This is a genomic window from Proteiniphilum sp., assembly GCF_040307845.1.
Taxonomy (GTDB): Bacteria; Bacteroidota; Bacteroidia; order Bacteroidales; family Dysgonomonadaceae; genus Proteiniphilum.
In genome coordinates this window covers 1-16,282 of record NZ_JAWRIS010000064.1, presented here as the reverse complement: position 1 = coordinate 16,282, position 16,282 = coordinate 1, and the positions used below count along the sequence as shown (strand labels likewise).

The 16,282-nt window shown below is 39.8% G+C and carries 16 protein-coding genes and 1 pseudogene; 12 read left to right on the top strand and 5 right to left on the bottom strand.

Annotated elements, in window-relative coordinates; translation table 11 throughout:
* Positions 1–420 precede the first annotated feature (420 nt).
* Together ABV001_RS17030 and ABV001_RS17025 are read left to right on the top strand one after the other, a co-directional pair.
* Positions 421–2,103, top strand: a complete 1,683-nt coding sequence (locus ABV001_RS17030) for an ATP-dependent nuclease (protein WP_352423911.1) — start codon at positions 421–423, stop codon at positions 2,101–2,103.
* Positions 2,100–3,575, top strand: a complete 1,476-nt coding sequence (locus ABV001_RS17025) for a UvrD-helicase domain-containing protein (RefSeq protein ID WP_352423910.1) — start codon at positions 2,100–2,102, stop codon at positions 3,573–3,575. The genes ABV001_RS17030 and ABV001_RS17025 overlap by 4 nt, the downstream gene beginning before the upstream one ends.
* A 196-nt stretch (positions 3,576–3,771) precedes the next feature.
* Here ABV001_RS17025 and ABV001_RS17020 read toward each other — a convergent pair whose 3' ends face one another.
* Both ABV001_RS17020 and ABV001_RS17015 read right to left on the bottom strand, forming a co-directional pair.
* Complete coding sequence (locus ABV001_RS17020; protein WP_352423909.1) at positions 3,772–4,374, bottom strand: HARBI1 family protein; 603 nt, start codon at positions 4,372–4,374, stop codon at positions 3,772–3,774.
* The gene (locus tag ABV001_RS17015; RefSeq protein WP_352423908.1) at positions 4,346–4,678 is read right to left on the bottom strand and encodes a hypothetical protein; all 333 of its coding nucleotides are present in this window, start codon (positions 4,676–4,678) and stop codon (positions 4,346–4,348) included. The genes ABV001_RS17020 and ABV001_RS17015 overlap by 29 nt, the downstream gene beginning before the upstream one ends.
* A 17-nt stretch (positions 4,679–4,695) precedes the next feature.
* Between ABV001_RS17015 and ABV001_RS17010 the strand changes: the two genes are divergently transcribed.
* From ABV001_RS17010 to ABV001_RS16980, 7 genes and pseudogenes are all read left to right on the top strand, one after another.
* Positions 4,696–5,001: a hypothetical protein gene (locus tag ABV001_RS17010; protein ID WP_352423907.1), complete on the top strand. Its 306-nt coding sequence runs from the start codon at positions 4,696–4,698 to the stop codon at positions 4,999–5,001.
* 250 nt (positions 5,002–5,251) lie between these two features.
* Complete coding sequence (locus ABV001_RS17005; protein WP_352423906.1) at positions 5,252–5,542, top strand: hypothetical protein; 291 nt, start codon at positions 5,252–5,254, stop codon at positions 5,540–5,542.
* Positions 5,543–5,570: 28 nt separating this feature from the next.
* Positions 5,571–6,002, top strand: a pseudogene (locus ABV001_RS17000) (DNA-processing protein DprA); the annotation flags it as partial.
* A complete protein-coding gene (locus ABV001_RS16995) occupies positions 5,948–6,388 on the top strand; it encodes a hypothetical protein (RefSeq protein WP_352423905.1) in 441 nt (146 codons plus the stop codon). The pseudogene ABV001_RS17000 and the gene ABV001_RS16995, both read left to right, overlap by 55 nt.
* Positions 6,389–6,405: 17 nt before the next feature.
* On the top strand, positions 6,406–7,347 hold the full coding sequence (locus ABV001_RS16990; protein WP_352423904.1) for an NAD-dependent epimerase/dehydratase family protein: 942 nt from the start codon (positions 6,406–6,408) through the stop codon (positions 7,345–7,347).
* Positions 7,348–7,617: 270 nt separating this feature from the next.
* On the top strand, positions 7,618–10,569 hold the full coding sequence (locus tag ABV001_RS16985) for an Eco57I restriction-modification methylase domain-containing protein (protein WP_352423903.1): 2,952 nt from the start codon (positions 7,618–7,620) through the stop codon (positions 10,567–10,569).
* A 130-nt stretch (positions 10,570–10,699) separates the two neighbouring features.
* Positions 10,700–11,296, top strand: coding sequence for a hypothetical protein (locus ABV001_RS16980; RefSeq protein ID WP_352423902.1), 597 nt, complete (start codon positions 10,700–10,702; stop codon positions 11,294–11,296).
* Positions 11,297–11,563: 267 nt separating this feature from the next.
* Here ABV001_RS16980 and ABV001_RS16975 read toward each other — a convergent pair whose 3' ends face one another.
* Positions 11,564–11,929, bottom strand: coding sequence for a helix-turn-helix domain-containing protein (locus tag ABV001_RS16975; RefSeq protein ID WP_352423901.1), 366 nt, complete (start codon positions 11,927–11,929; stop codon positions 11,564–11,566).
* Between the two features lie 2 nt (positions 11,930–11,931).
* On the bottom strand, positions 11,932–12,228 hold the full coding sequence (locus tag ABV001_RS16970; protein ID WP_352423900.1) for a type II toxin-antitoxin system HigB family toxin: 297 nt from the start codon (positions 12,226–12,228) through the stop codon (positions 11,932–11,934).
* Positions 12,229–12,328: 100 nt separating this feature from the next.
* Here ABV001_RS16970 and ABV001_RS16965 point away from each other — a divergent pair, with 100 nt between their 5' ends.
* The 3 genes from ABV001_RS16965 (at position 12,329) to ABV001_RS16955 (ending at position 15,050) form a co-directional block, all read left to right on the top strand.
* Complete coding sequence (locus ABV001_RS16965) at positions 12,329–13,309, top strand: MraY family glycosyltransferase (protein WP_352423899.1); 981 nt, start codon at positions 12,329–12,331, stop codon at positions 13,307–13,309.
* Positions 13,306–13,884, top strand: a complete 579-nt coding sequence (locus ABV001_RS16960; RefSeq protein ID WP_352423898.1) for a DUF3575 domain-containing protein — start codon at positions 13,306–13,308, stop codon at positions 13,882–13,884. The genes ABV001_RS16965 and ABV001_RS16960 overlap by 4 nt, the downstream gene beginning before the upstream one ends.
* Before the next feature lie 323 nt (positions 13,885–14,207).
* Positions 14,208–15,050, top strand: a complete 843-nt coding sequence (locus ABV001_RS16955) for a YciE/YciF ferroxidase family protein (protein ID WP_352423897.1) — start codon at positions 14,208–14,210, stop codon at positions 15,048–15,050.
* Between the two features lie 16 nt (positions 15,051–15,066).
* Here the strand turns inward: ABV001_RS16955 and ligD are convergent, their stop codons facing one another.
* The gene (gene ligD / locus ABV001_RS16950; protein ID WP_352423896.1) at positions 15,067–16,191 is read right to left on the bottom strand and encodes a non-homologous end-joining DNA ligase; all 1,125 of its coding nucleotides are present in this window, start codon (positions 16,189–16,191) and stop codon (positions 15,067–15,069) included.
* Positions 16,192–16,282 lie beyond the last annotated feature (91 nt).

Below are 16,282 nucleotides of genomic sequence, written 5' to 3'. Positions count from 1 at the left end.
GAACATTCTCCTGGATCGAGAATTACAGGAGGATGACAACTGATTACGAGTATAAAACAGAGTCGGCAGAAGCTATGCTACAAATAACATTTTGCCAGATCATGCTTAGAAAAATTAGGAAATAAATTCAAAACAGGTTCTAAATAAATGGTGGAATAAGAATGAATATGGAAATGTGAGCAAACAGTTCGAGATTTTCAAAGATAAACCCAAACCGGAGTTTATTTCTAACTACAATTTTCGTGACGAATACGATGATGAGTTTTATGAAAATGATTCAATTAACACCACTTCTTAGACAAAGTAATGATTATAGCGATTAATCAATCATACGAGTCTTGAATCTTTAACTGATCTATACACGATACAGCTTCAAAAAGTAAAATTTACCCAGTTAAAATATTTTGAACCTAAACTGTCATGTCAAGAATTCATAGCTTAGAAATTAACAACTTCAGGGGATTAAAGCATTTTGAGCATATTTTTACTAATCAATCTTTTGTTTGCCTAATTGGCAGGGGAGATTCTGGAAAATCGACTATTTTAAATGCTTTAGACGCGGTACTATCACCTAATTGGTACTATAGATTCTACGATACCGATTTTTACGATGGGAATACCAATGAACCAATTCTTATCGAGACGAGCATACGGGATGTACCGGACGAGTTATTAAGCGATACCAAGTTTGGATTGTACAAGAGGCTTCTCAATGAAAACAACGAGATTATTGATGATTTTTTTGAGGAGACGCCGGGTTGTATCGACATCCTCACGATAAGACTAACTGTCGAGGATGATCTGGAGCCCAAGTGGCACGTGGTAAGTAATAGAGAGGGACAAGAAGAGATCGAGATAAGGGCCAGTGATAGAGCAAGATTTAACCTGTTTATCATTTCTGATTATATAGATAGACATTTCACGTGGGGAAAAGGTTCGCCCTTATATGCTTTGTTAAAAAGAGGTTTCGAGGATATCGATACTGATGGAATCCTTGTTAATGCTAATAGGAAAGCATACCAAAATATGAATCAACCGGATGCATTCGCGGCTTTTAATGATATTATTAGCAAGATCAAAAAAACCGCGGCATCACTTGGATTGCCCATCGAGGTACTACAAGCTTTAATAGACCTAAAAAATATTCTTGTTACCGAGGGAAATATATCGTTGCACGATAATACTAAAATCCCGTTTAGATTAAAAGGCAAAGGAACAAGACGGCTATTGTCAATCGCTATTCAACTGGAACTTGTTAAAGCGGAGGGTGGGATTATTTTGATTGATGAGGTTGAACAAGGATTGGAGCCCGATAGGGTTAAGTTCTTGGTTAAGCAGCTCAAGAAGAGTAGTAAGGGACAAGTCTTCGTAACCACCCATTCGAATAACGTACTGGTAGAACTTGATGCAAATAACATTTTCTTGAAAAAAGAAAATCAAAATGGGTTGTTCTCGTTTAACGAACATTTCCAAGGCTGCCTAAGAAGGAATCCAAATGCGTTTTTCGCAAAGAGGGTCATTGTTTGTGAAGGAGCTACAGAAGTAGGGATTTGCAGGGCGTTGGACAACTATAGAATCAAAAACGACAGTAGCAACATCGAGCATTTAGGTATCTCCCTCGTGGATGGTACAGGCAGTAGGTTTGTTGAATATTGCGTGGCTTTTAAAAATGCAGGATTCGATGTGTGTGCATTTTGTGACTCGGATGACTCGGACATCAAAAAGAAGAAGATTCAACTGGAGGAAAACGGCATTAAAGTTATTGACTGCAATGATGGTAATTCTATCGAGCAACAGTTATTTCATGATTTGCCATGGAGTAAAGTAAGGGTGCTGTTAGAGTACGCGGCAAAAGAAAAGAGTTATCAAAGCATTACAACACAACTTTCTGTAACGGCTCTTGATTCACTAGAGGATTCAGACGATAACCGAAAATTAATAGGTGAAAAAGCAAAAGGTCAAAAAGAAGAAAAAGGTTGGTTTAAAAATATTGAACACGGGGAAAAGATAGGAACAATATGGTTCGATAGCCTGAATGAAATTAAAAATACCCGATTGTTCCGAGAGTATGAAGAGTTGATGGCGTGGATAGATAAAAAATGAATTTCAAAGATTTCTTATCGGCTAAAAAGAGTTTATTGATCGCTCCAGCAGGGTACGGAAAAACACATACGCTTGCCGAGTGTATAAGACATTGTCCTGATAATCAGAAACAATTAATACTGACTCACACGAACGCGGGAGTCGCTTCTATTTTAGAGAAAATAAAAGAGTTAGAGATAGATATGAAGAAATGCCACGTGAATACTATAGCAGGATTCGCTCAAAAGTACGTGTTGTCTCTTTGTGAAACGGGCAAACTCCTTCCCCAAGATGACCCTCTATATTTTGATTTCGTGACTCAAAAGGCCATAGAACTATTTAAGTTAAAGTCGATTAAAAGAATTATTACCAGCTCCTACCATGGCTTATTCGTGGATGAATACCAAGACTGCAACGTGAATCAACATACCATGGTTTTAGAGTTAGCCGATGTGTTACCCACTCGCATCTTGGGTGATTCTATACAGGGAATATTTAATTTTAATGGACCTCTTCTTGATTTCAATACGGATTTGCAAATCTTTGAGTATCAAACCCTACTTGAAACACCCTGGAGGTGGAAGAAAAGGGGTAATAATAATCAGTTGGGAGAATGTTTAAAAGAAATTCGTGATCGCTTAGACTCCGGCGAGAAAGAAATCAATTTATCTCGTTATGATAAAAAAGGGCTTCGCTATTTCACAATTAAAGAGGGGGATATTTACGACCCTAAAAGTGACTACAGAGATTATTTATCAAGAATAATAACTAATAAACGTCAACAAGAGCATCTAAACAGCTTGCTTATACTCGTACCTAATGTATTCAATTATAGCAACATCAATACACGATCTACTCTGAGAGGGAAAATCGATCATACCCGACAACTCATCTTGCTAGAAGCAATTGATGAAGAAGAACACTACGGTTTATGTAGAGTTATTGACAGGATTATTGAACATTCTGACAAAAACCAAATCGAGATAAAACAATTGAGAAAGAGTGTTCTAGAGCCTATTTTTCTAAAAGGAGAAGTAAATCAATGGTTTAATAACAACACTCTGATCAACAAGAGAGAACCAAACAGGAATAAATACCACTTATTGAAAGAAATCGTGGACAGTTTAACCAGTGAGCCATCTTTGACTGGTTTTTACACGCTGCTCCAATTTCTAAAGAATGGTTTGAAGTTAAAAAGCAATAGAATAGAAATGCTAAATAGTGTTCTGAGAGCACTTAATACCGCTAATAATGAAAAAACAACAGCCTATCAAGCAATGGAGATACATAAAAACAGGCTTAGACGTGTTGGAAGAAAAGTCCAAGGCAAGTATCTGGGTACTACCCTGCTAACAAAAGGGCTTGAATTTGACACGGTTGTTTTACTCGACGCAGACAAGTTTGACTGCCATAAGCACTTTTATGTTGCCATCACGAGAGCATGCAAACAGCTGATTATATTTACCAAAAGCCCTGTTCTTAAATTTAAATGATAGCAATAATCACATGTGATTAAACAACTGGATAGTTCAGGCAGAAGAACTCGACCATATTTGGATTATTATCAAAGACTTGTTAACTTTATCGGTTAAAATGAGCATGTAGCTACAAACCTACCATATTATCATTATTAGTTTATAATTATTTGGTAAAGGAGAGATTGCTCAATAGACATTATATTCATTAAAATTATATATGTTTCAAACAGAGCGACATTGTCACTCTAAAGTTATGAAGTCCGCAAGCAATGAGCATGACCAAATCGTCAAAACCAAACTTGCGGCATCTGAATCGATCTTTGACAATACGACATTTCTTTACTCCTCCTATGGCATGTTCCACGAGAATCCGAAAACTCGATATTTTCCTGTTCTTCTCTTTCTGGTCATCCGTCAATTCCTTGCCTTTGGGCTTCTTTGCCGGCATCTTCACGGTTACGTTTTCTGGGGCATGCCCCAGGAATCCCGTATCCTGCCACAAGGTAATTCCCGTTGGCAAGGTCAATGGCTGGCAGTCCATTATTTTCTTGTCGTGGACATGTCCCTCGCAAGTACTTGACAGCCATAGGATACGTTTTTCAGGTGTACAGAGCAGGTCGTTCTTCACACTATGAGTTTTTTTCCCACTGTAGCGTGATTTCTGCCTGTCCGGATCCCGGGGGCGTTCAATCGGTCTTTCCGTGCCGTCGAGCAATATATCCCGGCATTGCCCGGCAAGGTATTTGACCCGTAAATGGTTCCTGTCGGGTAACTCTTCCAGGGTTTTAAGGGACTTGAGAAGTATGTCCGACAAACGGTGTACCCATTCGTTGCATTGGGGCTGCGTTCATCCCGTAGGTGGCCCCGTGGTACTCCTGCAGAGGGTTATTCTTCAAGTAAGACAGGATAAACAGTAGCTTGTCCCTGACAAGGGGCAGCTGACTGCTTTTCCGGTTGTAGGATATCCTTTGCCTGGGCTGTCCCTTTAGGGTAAAATGGCTATAGTACTCGTTCCAGTGATACTCGAAGGTGGGTACGAATGCCTCAAATTCTTCGGGTGTGAAACCTGTCAGGGATAGCAACTGACTTGGAGTCTTTCGGACTTTGTCGTATTTCATTTGTGATAATTGACTCTATGTTATCACAAAGGTATGTAAAAGAGCGCTATAATAAACTATTAAATATAAACTCTAATAGTGTTGCTTCAAGTTACTATGGTGTTTCAAACGTTGGAGCGGCACTACGTCAGAACAAATACGAGAATGGCGGGGATTTTCCCGATTTCTTGCTAAAGCTTGCATTAAAAGCATTTAGATCTCAATTTGGACAGGAACAGTTTGATTATATTCTTTACGTTCCTCCAACAGAATCGGGCGAACTGGTTAAGAACTATGCAGAAAAGCTATCGCAAGTGCTGAAGATTCGATTTCACACAAGTTGATAGAAATAGGGAAAATACAACCTCAAAAAGCATTTCAAAATTTCTATCTGAAAAAAGAGAATGTTTCTGAAAAGTTCAGCTATTCCGACCCCGATGAAATAAAAGGAAAATCAGTTATTTTATTTGATGATATATTCGATAGTGCGCAACTATTAAGGAAATTGGGAAAATTTTGACTAAATTTGAGGTTGTAAAAATAACTCCCCTGGTGATAGCTAAAACCGTAGGTGGAGATTTTTAATGACTGATTATGAACAAGGAGTTAACATACTGGCTGGCATTGGCTCATGTCCCGAAGATTAGAACAAAAACGAAAAACGAGATAATTGTTCGCCTTTTCGAACAGGGCAAATCTATTATTGATTTTTTTGAACTCGAATATTCAAGTTGGAAACTCGAGTATCAATTGAATAAATCGGAAGCTGAATTATTATTAGAAGCAAAAAAAGAGTTGCCTAATTATGCTTTCATGGTTGAAGATCTCTTAGAACAAGGTTATAATATTATTCCAATTACATCACGAGATATTCATCAATATTAAAGAAAAACTTGGGTAAGACTTCCCTCCGGTTATTTATGCTAAAGGTAATCTTCAAATCATGAAAGAGAAATCAGTTGTTATCGTGGACTCCAGAAAAGCGAATGATAACTCGTTAGAATTCACCGATAGTGTTGCCAAAAATGCTTCGAAAGATTATAAAGTAGTTGTCAGCGGATTTGCCAAGGGGGTAGATAAACAAGCACTTGACTCGGCGCTTAAATATAAAGGACAAAGTATAATCGTTCTTCCACAAGGGATTACTACTTTTCAACCGGGTTTCAAGAAGTATTACAAGCAGATAATTAACGGGGATGTTTTGGTGTTGAGTACTTTTTATCCAAAAGCACCGTGGAGCGTGCAACTTGCCATGGCACGTAATCCAATAATCTATGGGCTCGCATATATATGGCTGAATCGAGTGAAAAAGAGGGAACTTGGTCGGGCGTTATGGATGGATTGAGAAAAGAAAAAACTATTTATGTAAGGGAAACATACCCAAGAGAAAAAAATGCAAATAACCTCCTCATTTCCATGGGAGCAAAAGCTGTTAATTCTACTGGAGCCCTGATAACTTATGATGTTAAAGAGAAGGCAGAATCAATAGTATCCGAGCCAAGCTTGAATAATACAGAAGAACGAATAATTGATTTTTTAAGAACGGGTACTTTCCCTGCCAGAAAGATTGTTGAAACCTTGAAAATTGATTGGAGTTCTCGAGAAGTTACCAGTTTTTTAAGAAGCAGACAAGATATTTTGGTTGTAGAAGAAAAAACCTTGAAATTTGCACATAAAGACAGGTCACTCCAAGCACAAAAAACTCTATTCGACCAAAAATTTGGACTATAACTGCAAAAGAATTTGAAATGAAAGCAATTCTTATTACCGGCATCAACGGGTTCGTGGGTACCAACTTCACAAATAACTGGAGCAAGAACCACACACTGATCGGGTTGGACATACACCAGCCACGGAAAGAGGGGGTGCAGCACATCTACTCGTGGGACGAGCTGGGAAAGCTGCTGGCGACGGACGCGGTCGTGCACTTGGCCGGAAAGGCGCATGACACGAAGAACCAAAGCGAGGCGAAAACGTACTTCGACATCAACACGGGGTTGACGCGAAAGATATTCGACTATTTCCTGCGATCGGACACTCGGGTGTTTGTCTTTTTCAGCTCGGTGAAGGCGGCCGCCGACACGGTGCAGGGCGATATCCTGACGGAGGAGGTGGTGCCCCACCCCATCGGCCCATACGGTGAATCGAAAATAAAAGCGGAGGAGTACCTGCTGGGCAAACAACACGAGGTGGAAAGGCTGGGAAAGAAAGTGTATATCCTGCGTCCATGTATGATTCATGGACCAGGGAACAAAGGGAACCTGAACCTTCTGTACAATGTGGTCAAAAAAGGGATCCCATGGCCATTAGGCACTTATGAAAACCTGCGCTCGTTCTGCTCTGTGGACAATATCTCTTACGTAGTGGAACAACTCATCATAAGAGACAATATTGAAAGCGGAATCTATCATATTGGAGATGATGAACCGCTATCGACCAATGAACTCATCGGACTGATCAGTGAATCGGTGGAGAAAAAGGCGCATATCTGGAAGCTTCCCAAAAGCTTGATAAACCCCATGGCCAGTGTTGGCGATATTCTCCATCTCCCACTCAATAAACAGCGGTTACAGAAACTGACAGAAAATTACGTGGTAAGTAATGAAAAAATTAAAAATGCACTGGGCATCACCAAAATGCCAATATCAGCCCGGGATGGAATGCGAAAGACATTGGAGAGTTTCCGGTAGTTGGGAGAGAGACCAATCCCAATTACTCAAGACACTCAATTTGTGAGTGTCATCAGCTTGCAAAGGAACAAAAGAAACAGATTATTCAAGAAAAACAATTTTTTTTTTTAATTCCACACTATTTTTCGTATTTTTGTGCAGGATGGGGGTATTATGGAAAGAAAAGGATTAACCCGATTTTTGTCTCAATTAGGTATTAGAGACCTTGTTTCCTTCAAAAACAAAGAGGGCAAATATTCCTCTTGCCTGCATATTGACCTACACAATAAATTGGCACTGATAAATCCCGATGCCATATATCTCTTCAATGATCAACCTTTGATCCTTTTCTTCGATTTATCAGATAATACAAATACTATCCGAGAAGAGGAGATACACAAAAAAATCTGGTCCTTTGACAATTCTCCTATCGCCTTTATCGTCAAAAACGACGAGATAAAGATTTACAACGCGCTAAACTACCTGAAAGAAGAAAAGCAATTAGAGGAATTACAACTTGACAACGAAACAATAATTGAAAGGTTTTCTTTCTGGAATATACAGAGTAGTAAATTCTGGAAATGGTTTCAAGAAGAATACATAGAGAACAACAGAAAGAAAGAGACTAAAAAACGCGCGAATGAGCGCTTGTTCCAGAATATAAAAGATGTAAGAAACGCTTTGATTGATAGGGAAAGCGACCCTGAAGGGAGTATTCCCAATTCTCTTATCTTAAGATTAATTTTTATTCGATACCTAATAGACAGGAATGTTGAAATAGACGAGAATTTTATTCGGGGTGAAGACATCCACGCGAGACGTGCCAGTTTCAGCAACTTGATAAGAGATTATGACAGGTTGTCGCAACTATTCACCATACTGAACAGCCGGTTTAACGGGGTACTCTTCAAAGATGTGGATATAGATCTCACTCCGGTACAGGCTGAAGCGTTATCGCGCGTTTTTAGCGGTGAGATACCCGAAGAGGGGACTTTGTTTTACGGCAATGACTTCTATTTCGACATATTCGATTTCTCCATCATTCCCGTGGAGGTGATTTCCGGAATTTACGAATCGTTGATTGATCCGGAAACAAGAGACCTCCAGTCGGCCGTTTATACACCTTCTTTTTTGGCGAATTATATTTTGAATGACACGGTGGATGTGTACCTCGAACAGCACAATGTTTCTGAATGCAAAATCTTTGAAGTGGCAGTCGGATCGGGTGTCTTCCTGGTGCAATCACTGAGAAGGATGATCGAGAAAGAGATCGAACTGCATGGGAATGCAGACAATAAAGTTTTCAGTGAGCGCATCAGGGAAATAGCCAAACGGACTTTATATGGTATCGACATTAACAAGGAAGCATTAAAGGTCACTTGCTTTTCAATATACATTGCCTTGTTGGATTACCAGAAACCTAAAAATATAAGTATATATCAATTTCCAACCTTATTGGATGAGAATTTATTCGAGGCTAATTTTTTTGACACGAAGCATCTATTTAATCAAGTTATCAAGTCGATAAAACCTGGTTATATTTTGGGAAACCCACCTTGGAAAAGCAGTAAAGATGAATGCCATGTAGAATGGCTCAAAACCAAAAAGAAAACGGTGGGCGGATTTGAAATCGCCCAGTCTTTCCTTCTAAGAACCCAAGATTTCATGGATGACAAGACGAAAGCCGCGTTGATTGTCACCAGCACCATATTCTATAATGTCTCCCGCACAACCCGGATATTTAGGAAGGAATTCCTTACCACCTATTGTTTGACTAAATTCTTTGATTTATCGCCCGTCCGACGCTTGATATTTGAAGAAAAAAACAGCCCTGCCAGCGTGGTTTACTTCCAGTTATCGAGAGGCGATAGTTATGTAGAGAACATGGTAAACCATCAATCGGTGAAGATGAACTACTTTCTCAAACATTTCAAGATATTCGTGATTGAAAAGTTTGATAGAAAAATGATTCCTCAACGACTTTTTTTAGAGAACGACTGGATGTTTAAAATTGCATTGTATGGGAATACTTTGGATTTTAATTTTATAAAGAGACTCAATGAAAAAGGGAATAGATTACACGATAAGCTAAATAACTGTGCCAAGGGAGCCGGTATTTTAAGTGGCAAGAAGGAGGATTATCCACTTTATAGGCAAATAGTGGGTAAAGACTTACTATTGAATGGTCAAGTGAAAAGATATTTCTCAAGTGCAGGCACGCCACAGAATGTATCGGAAGAAAAAGCTTATTTAAAAAGCGGAAAAATTGCCCACCTATACGAAGGACATCAAATATTATTCAAAGAACAGACGAAAGACGAGAGTTCTTTGGCTGTCTCATTGGTAGATAAACCGTATGTGTTCAAAAAGGGTATTTTCGGTATCAGTTCTTTCGATTATGAAGAGATAAAAAGCCTTTACGCACTATTTATTTCCAACTTATATACATACTATATGTATGCTGTTTCAGGGTCATGGGGCACATCTACAAGGCCTCAGATCAGATGGAAAGATGAATATTTATCTTTTCCTTTTATAGAACCTGATCTTCCGATAAAAAATAAATTAAGCATCCTGGTTGACAAATTTATAGCACCTTACAAGGAGTTCTATACACAATTCAACATGGGAGAACCTTTTGAGAATGTATTAATATTGTCTCAAATTGATGATATAATCAATGAGCTATACGGGATAAGAGAATATGAGAAAGATCTTATTGATTATGTGCTTAATGTCTCGATATACCAGTTCCAGGAAAGCAAAACAAATTTAATTACTGATTTTACGAGTGGTGATGAAACCCATTACAGGAACCGTAAGTTTGTGATGGAGAGATACGCCGAGGTGTACTTGCAAGAATTTGAGAAAATCTATTCCAACGAGCATCTTCAGGCGGAAGTGTATATACTAGATCATTTTATCGCCATGAATTTCGTGTTTCACGCGGAGAAGGTAGATAAAAAGATAATTTTCCCAAAAGAGAAGAATGAGTTTGAAGTGTTAGAACGACTAGCCGATAATTTAGGTATATCTGAAGTAGCGAGTACCACAGATCCGGAAAAGAACCTGTTCATTCAAAAAGACATCAAAGGGTTTGATAAAAATTCATTCTATATAATTAAGCCCAACGAATATAAATCGTGGCACCGTGCCATGGCATGGTACGATATAGCAGAATTTAAATCCAAGATAGAAGAGGCTGAACTTACTGCTCATTTAAATGACAAGGAAAATGAGTGACGCTTCCATATTTATATCCAACAGGCAATATTCTATCACGGAAAATAGAATAAGGGATATTTTCTGGTATATTGGAGAATGCTATAACTTACTACTGCTCAATACCAAAATTCCTTATTCGATAAGTGAGGTGAAAAAATCCACCACAATCCCTTTTGAGGATTTTTTAAGATTCAGATTGGTAGAAGATTATCTCATCAATCACAAAGAAATTTTGAAACAAAGAACTTCCACTTTAGACGAAATCAACTTTACAGCGGAAACACAGAAAGAATTTATCGATATAGAAGACAGCAAGCAAAAAGTCGATAAAATAGATATTTTCATCAACCGATTAGGACTTTCCGATACATGGGGAGAACCCGAAGAGAAAATTTATTTTGCCATTGAATGTAAAAGAATCAGAGGGCTACACGACACTATCCAATATATTGCCGACATAGAGAAGTTCACCAAAAGAGCCTATATTGATACGAGATTGCCATTCGAGGGCCAGTTAGGATTTATTGAAAATCGCTCAATTTCTCATGAAGAGGTAGTAAACACGATTAATTCAAAACTTCGGAATAACAAAACAATCATCACAGATTTGTTACTGGAAAATTGTATGCTAAACCAAAATATAGAGAGTACTTATATATCAAAACACAAAAGAAATATACAGCATCAAGCCTCTTTCTCTGTATATCATTTGTTTCTGGATTATTCATCTATTGTAGTAGATTGACATACAATTGAGAAATATAAATCGGTCCGGGATGGAGTGCTGAAGGACATTGGAGAGTTTCCGGTAATGGAGGTTTCAGGAATTTGACTCCGTGTTCCAATTCAGAGGTACTCCACTGCATTCGGTTATTCTCCCTATTATAAACCCACAAGATTTTTCAAATACAAATATATAAATAGGGCTCGCAAACGTCCGAAATGTTTGCTATATTTGTAAATTGATAATTTTGATATGAATAAAATTGATTTATAAATAAAAACAGCTATTTTACACGCCCAGAACAATGGCCGGCTCTATATTAAGCCGGGTACTGATAATACGCGCGACTTCCAGTGTGGGGGTTGTTTTGCCGGTCAGGAAATTACTGATGCGTGATTGGCTGAGTCCAAGCAGTTCGGCAACTTTTTCCTGCGTGAGGTTCATCTCATACATACGGAGTTTCATCACGTCGGGTAACGACGGGGTGCCAATCGGGAAATGCTCGTCTTCATATTCTTCGGCGAGTTCAACAAGCAAATCAAGTTCCATTACCCTCTTGTCAGTCATGGGGGTATCTTCTTCCACCAGTGTCATCAATTCTTCAATGCGTGACATGACGGCATCATATCTGCTTTTGTCTTTTATTGTTGCCATAATTATATATTTTTGATGTCTTCTATTTTATCGTACTGTGGATACGTTCCTACAAACCGGATAAGCACGGCTTTAATGGTGAACTGGAGGATGGCCACTATCCGGTAATCATTTCCCTTGACGTTGAATACATACCGTTTGTTGCCTACATAATCCACGGAATTGAACGTCTCTTTTATATCGGCAAAACATGTCCATTGCGCCTGTTTCACGGTCTTGTACCAACTTTCCAAGGGTATTTCGGAATCGGGATATTGACCGTAGAAGTCCCGTAGTGCTTTTTTCGATATGATTCTCATCCTTCATCATCTTTAGTTCCACAAATATAGGCATAAAATATTCGCATAACAAATATTTTTCTATCTTTGCATTAGCACAATCAAACACAAAATTGCCATAATGATCTATCTGTTAGTTATCATACTGTTATTTCTTGCGGAACTCATCTACTTCCGCATTGCGGATAAATACAACATCATAGACAAACCGAACGAAAGGAGTTCGCATACCCAAATCACACTGCGGGGAGGGGGCATCATCTATTGGGTGGCCGCCCTACTCTACGTGCTCTTCAATCCTTCGGAAAACGGTTGGTGGTTCCTCTTGGGAATCACCCTGATGGCGGGTGTCAGTTTCTGGGATGATATCAAAAGCCTCGGACAGAAAACACGGTTACTATTCCACCTGATGGCCATGACCTGTGCCTTTTATCTGGCAAACCTGTTCGGGATATATCCCTGGTGGGTTGTTGTAATGGGCTATGTTGTATTCATAGGCATTGTAAACGCCTATAACTTTATGGATGGCATCAATGGCATCACGGGATTATATACGCTGGCCGTACTGCTTCCGATGATGTATGTGAACAATTATATCCAGACTTTCACCGACAATGATTTCCTGGTATTTCCACTGCTGGCTTCAGTGGTATTCCTGTTTTTCAACTTCAGGAAACGGGCGAAATGTTTCGCCGGTGATGTGGGGAGCGTAAGCATCGCCTTCTGGGTGGTCACACTGCTGCTGCTATTGATCATCAAAACACAAAATCTGGTATGGATCGGATTCCTGCTGGTATATGGTGTGGATAGCGTCTGTACGATTCTACACAGGATTTACCTGAAACAGAACATCATGGAGGCTCATCGATTGCATTTCTACCAGATACTGGCCAATGAAAGAGGAATGCAACACCGGCTTGTATCGATCATCTATTTTACAGTCCAACTGGTTTGCTCTTCACTAATCGTCACACTCTATCCGATAATGGGTTGGTGGATCTTCGTGATACTGACAGCAACATTGGTCGCAGCCTATGGATTGAAATTCCGGCTTATGAAAATATCCGTCATAAAAAATGACTTTAAGACAAATAATATATGAGATTTTTTAAAAGGGCTTTTTTTCTATGTATATTTTGTGGTTTGTTATCGACGCATACACAAGCACAGAAGACTTTCGCAATAAAAACCAACATACCGCATTGGGCAACAGCTTCCCCTAATTTGGGTGTGGAAGTGGCTTTCCGCCACCAGATGACTTTTGAACTGTCGGGGGGATTTAACCCCTTTCAATTCGGGAACGACAAACAGTGGAAGCATTGGATTATATGGCCGGAAGCCCGTTATTGGTTGAATGAGAGGTTTAATGGCCATTCGATTGGCCTGCATGGCGTGTTTGCCGGATTCGATGTGGGAGGACTGGACTTGCCGTTTAACCTATGGCCGGAACTCAAAAACAAACGGGTGGAGGGGAATATAAACGGAATAGGATTAAGCTATGGATACGCCTGGATAATTGGCAATAGCCTACTCCTTGAAGTGAATGCAGGGGGAGGATACGGGCGTTTACACTATGATACTTTCACGAATGGCAGTAATGGGTACAAGACGGACTACGGTAGAAAACATTATATCGGTCCGACCAAAGGGGCTATCTCGTTGGTATATCTCTTCTAAAAGCGAGATGAAATCGTAAGGTGATTAAATAGAGATGAAAATATTAAATCGAAAAGAGATGTTACATAAGATTAAAGGGGAAAGAGAGTTACGGGGAGATATAATCTATTAGTTGGCAATATAGGAACCGCCTCTCATCAATTATAAATGATGCTTTCCAATATTAATAAAACTCAATTTTGAAAGGCGTAAAAAACAAATCCTTTTCATAAACAGTTGTATACTTGTATCTGAACCGACTCAGGTATTAAACAAATTAATAAATTAGATACCGGAGCGCAGCCGGCAACCGCACTCCGGTTAAAATCCAAAAATTATCTATTATGGACTCAATTAATCAATCAGCGCGTAGCCAATTGCATGGCAAAGATATTACAAAAAACCGACAAAGCGCTCGTTTTAACGAAAAATTTAGTGGAAAATTAAAAGAATTTTTCGTGGAAGAATTGAAAGATATTTATTTCGCGGAAGAGGAAATTCTAAAAGGCCTTGACAAGATGGAGGCCGCCGCCGTCTCTCTAACGCTCAAGGAGAGTATCCGTGACCATCACAGGGAAACCGAGGAACAGATAGAAAGGCTGAAAGAAATCTTTCAACTTATCGGCAAAGAACCTTCCAAAAAGAAATGCGAAGCAATCATCGGTATTCTCAAAGAAGGGGAAACCATGATCGAAGATACCGACGAGGAGAGCATGGTGCGCGATGCGGCTATTATTATTGCTTGCCAAAAAGTAGAGCATTATGAAATCGCCACTTACGGAAGCCTTGCCGAATTGGCCCGCACACTCGGTTTAGACGAGGTGGCCGACATCCTGGAAGAGACACTCGAAGAAGAAAAGTCGACCGATGTGGGCTTAACGGAACTGGCTGTAGAGTCGGTAAACGAAGAGGCAAAAGAAGAAGGAGAAGAAACCATACCGACAAATGATGCCGGTACTTACGGGGAAGAAGACTTGCCGGAAAGTGATTACGCCGGTCCCAAAGGTAGTGACAGGATTTACGGTGACGGAACTGACCGGGGCACGGATGAAGATGACGACATCATGTACATCGAAGAAGTGGACATCGAAGATATCGATGATATGGAAGACATGGAAGATATGGTGGATATCGATGATATGGAAGACCTCGATGATATGGAAGACCTCGATGATAATACGGGCTAATCTATCCATCGCTTTCTCACGTTGCCAACCGGTCTATTGCTTTTTTCAAATCAATACCTTTTCCCAATACCGGCAAGAAGATATCTCCTTTTTTTTGCATACGCGAAAGGGCGTTATGAATGGTAAAATCACTTATGGACAAATCTTTCGTTAATTCCTTCCATTCAATCGGCATAGAAACGGTGGCTCCCGGCTTGGGACGGACACTGTAGGCGCTTGCCACCGTTTGCCCGTCGCGGTTCTGCATATAATCCAGATAAATCTTCGGCCCACGCTTGCTGAGGCTACGCTCCAAAGTGGTGGTCTCAGGCAGCCTTTTTTCAACGAAACCTAAGATAATATGGGCAAAATCGCGCACCTGTTCATAATCATACTGCGCCCCCATAGGTACAAAAATATGGATACCCGTGCTTCCCGATGTTTTGCAATAGGCGGGTACCCGGCATATATCCAGTATTTCTTTGGTTATCTTTGCCGCTTCGATGACCTGACCGAAGCTATTTTTTTCCGAGGGATCAAGATCGATGATCAGGTAATCGGGGTTACCCGGTTTTTCTATCCGATTGTTCCAGGGATTAAGCTCAATACATCCCAAGTTGATGAGATACCCGAGGGTTTCTTTATTGTTACAGACAACGTACTCCAGTTCCTTATCATTGGATTCGGAATAAATATGGATTGTCTCCACCCACGAGGGTGCATTCTTCCCCGCATCTTTGTGATAAAAACTCAATCCGTCTATCCCGTCGGGGAAACGGTGCAACGATTGTGCCCGGTCTTTTAAATGCGGCAAAATATATTCACTCACCGAGAGATAGTAATCGATTAACTCGCCCTTAGTAATTTTCTCCTTTTTCCAGTAAAGCTTGTCAATATTGGTATATTTTATTTGATCTTCGGCGTGGGAGTCTCCTTCATCTGACTTTCCTATATCGAGGTTCACTATATCGGGGCCCTTCATACTATCATGATAAAGATCAATCCCACTCAAATCCTCCCGGATGCCGACAAATACGGGATGCCGGAAAAGACCTTCCTCCGTTTTTTCTGAATACTTCACTGTACACACCGCTTCCGGCTTGAGCCATGTAGGCGTTTGATATTCCGATGATATGCACCCAGTGATTCCGGTGATACCCACCCACTGGCTAAACTATCAATTTGACAAAGTTATCTTTTTTTTCTTAAACTATCTCCTTTTAACTCTATTCTGTGAGATGTATGGATCATTC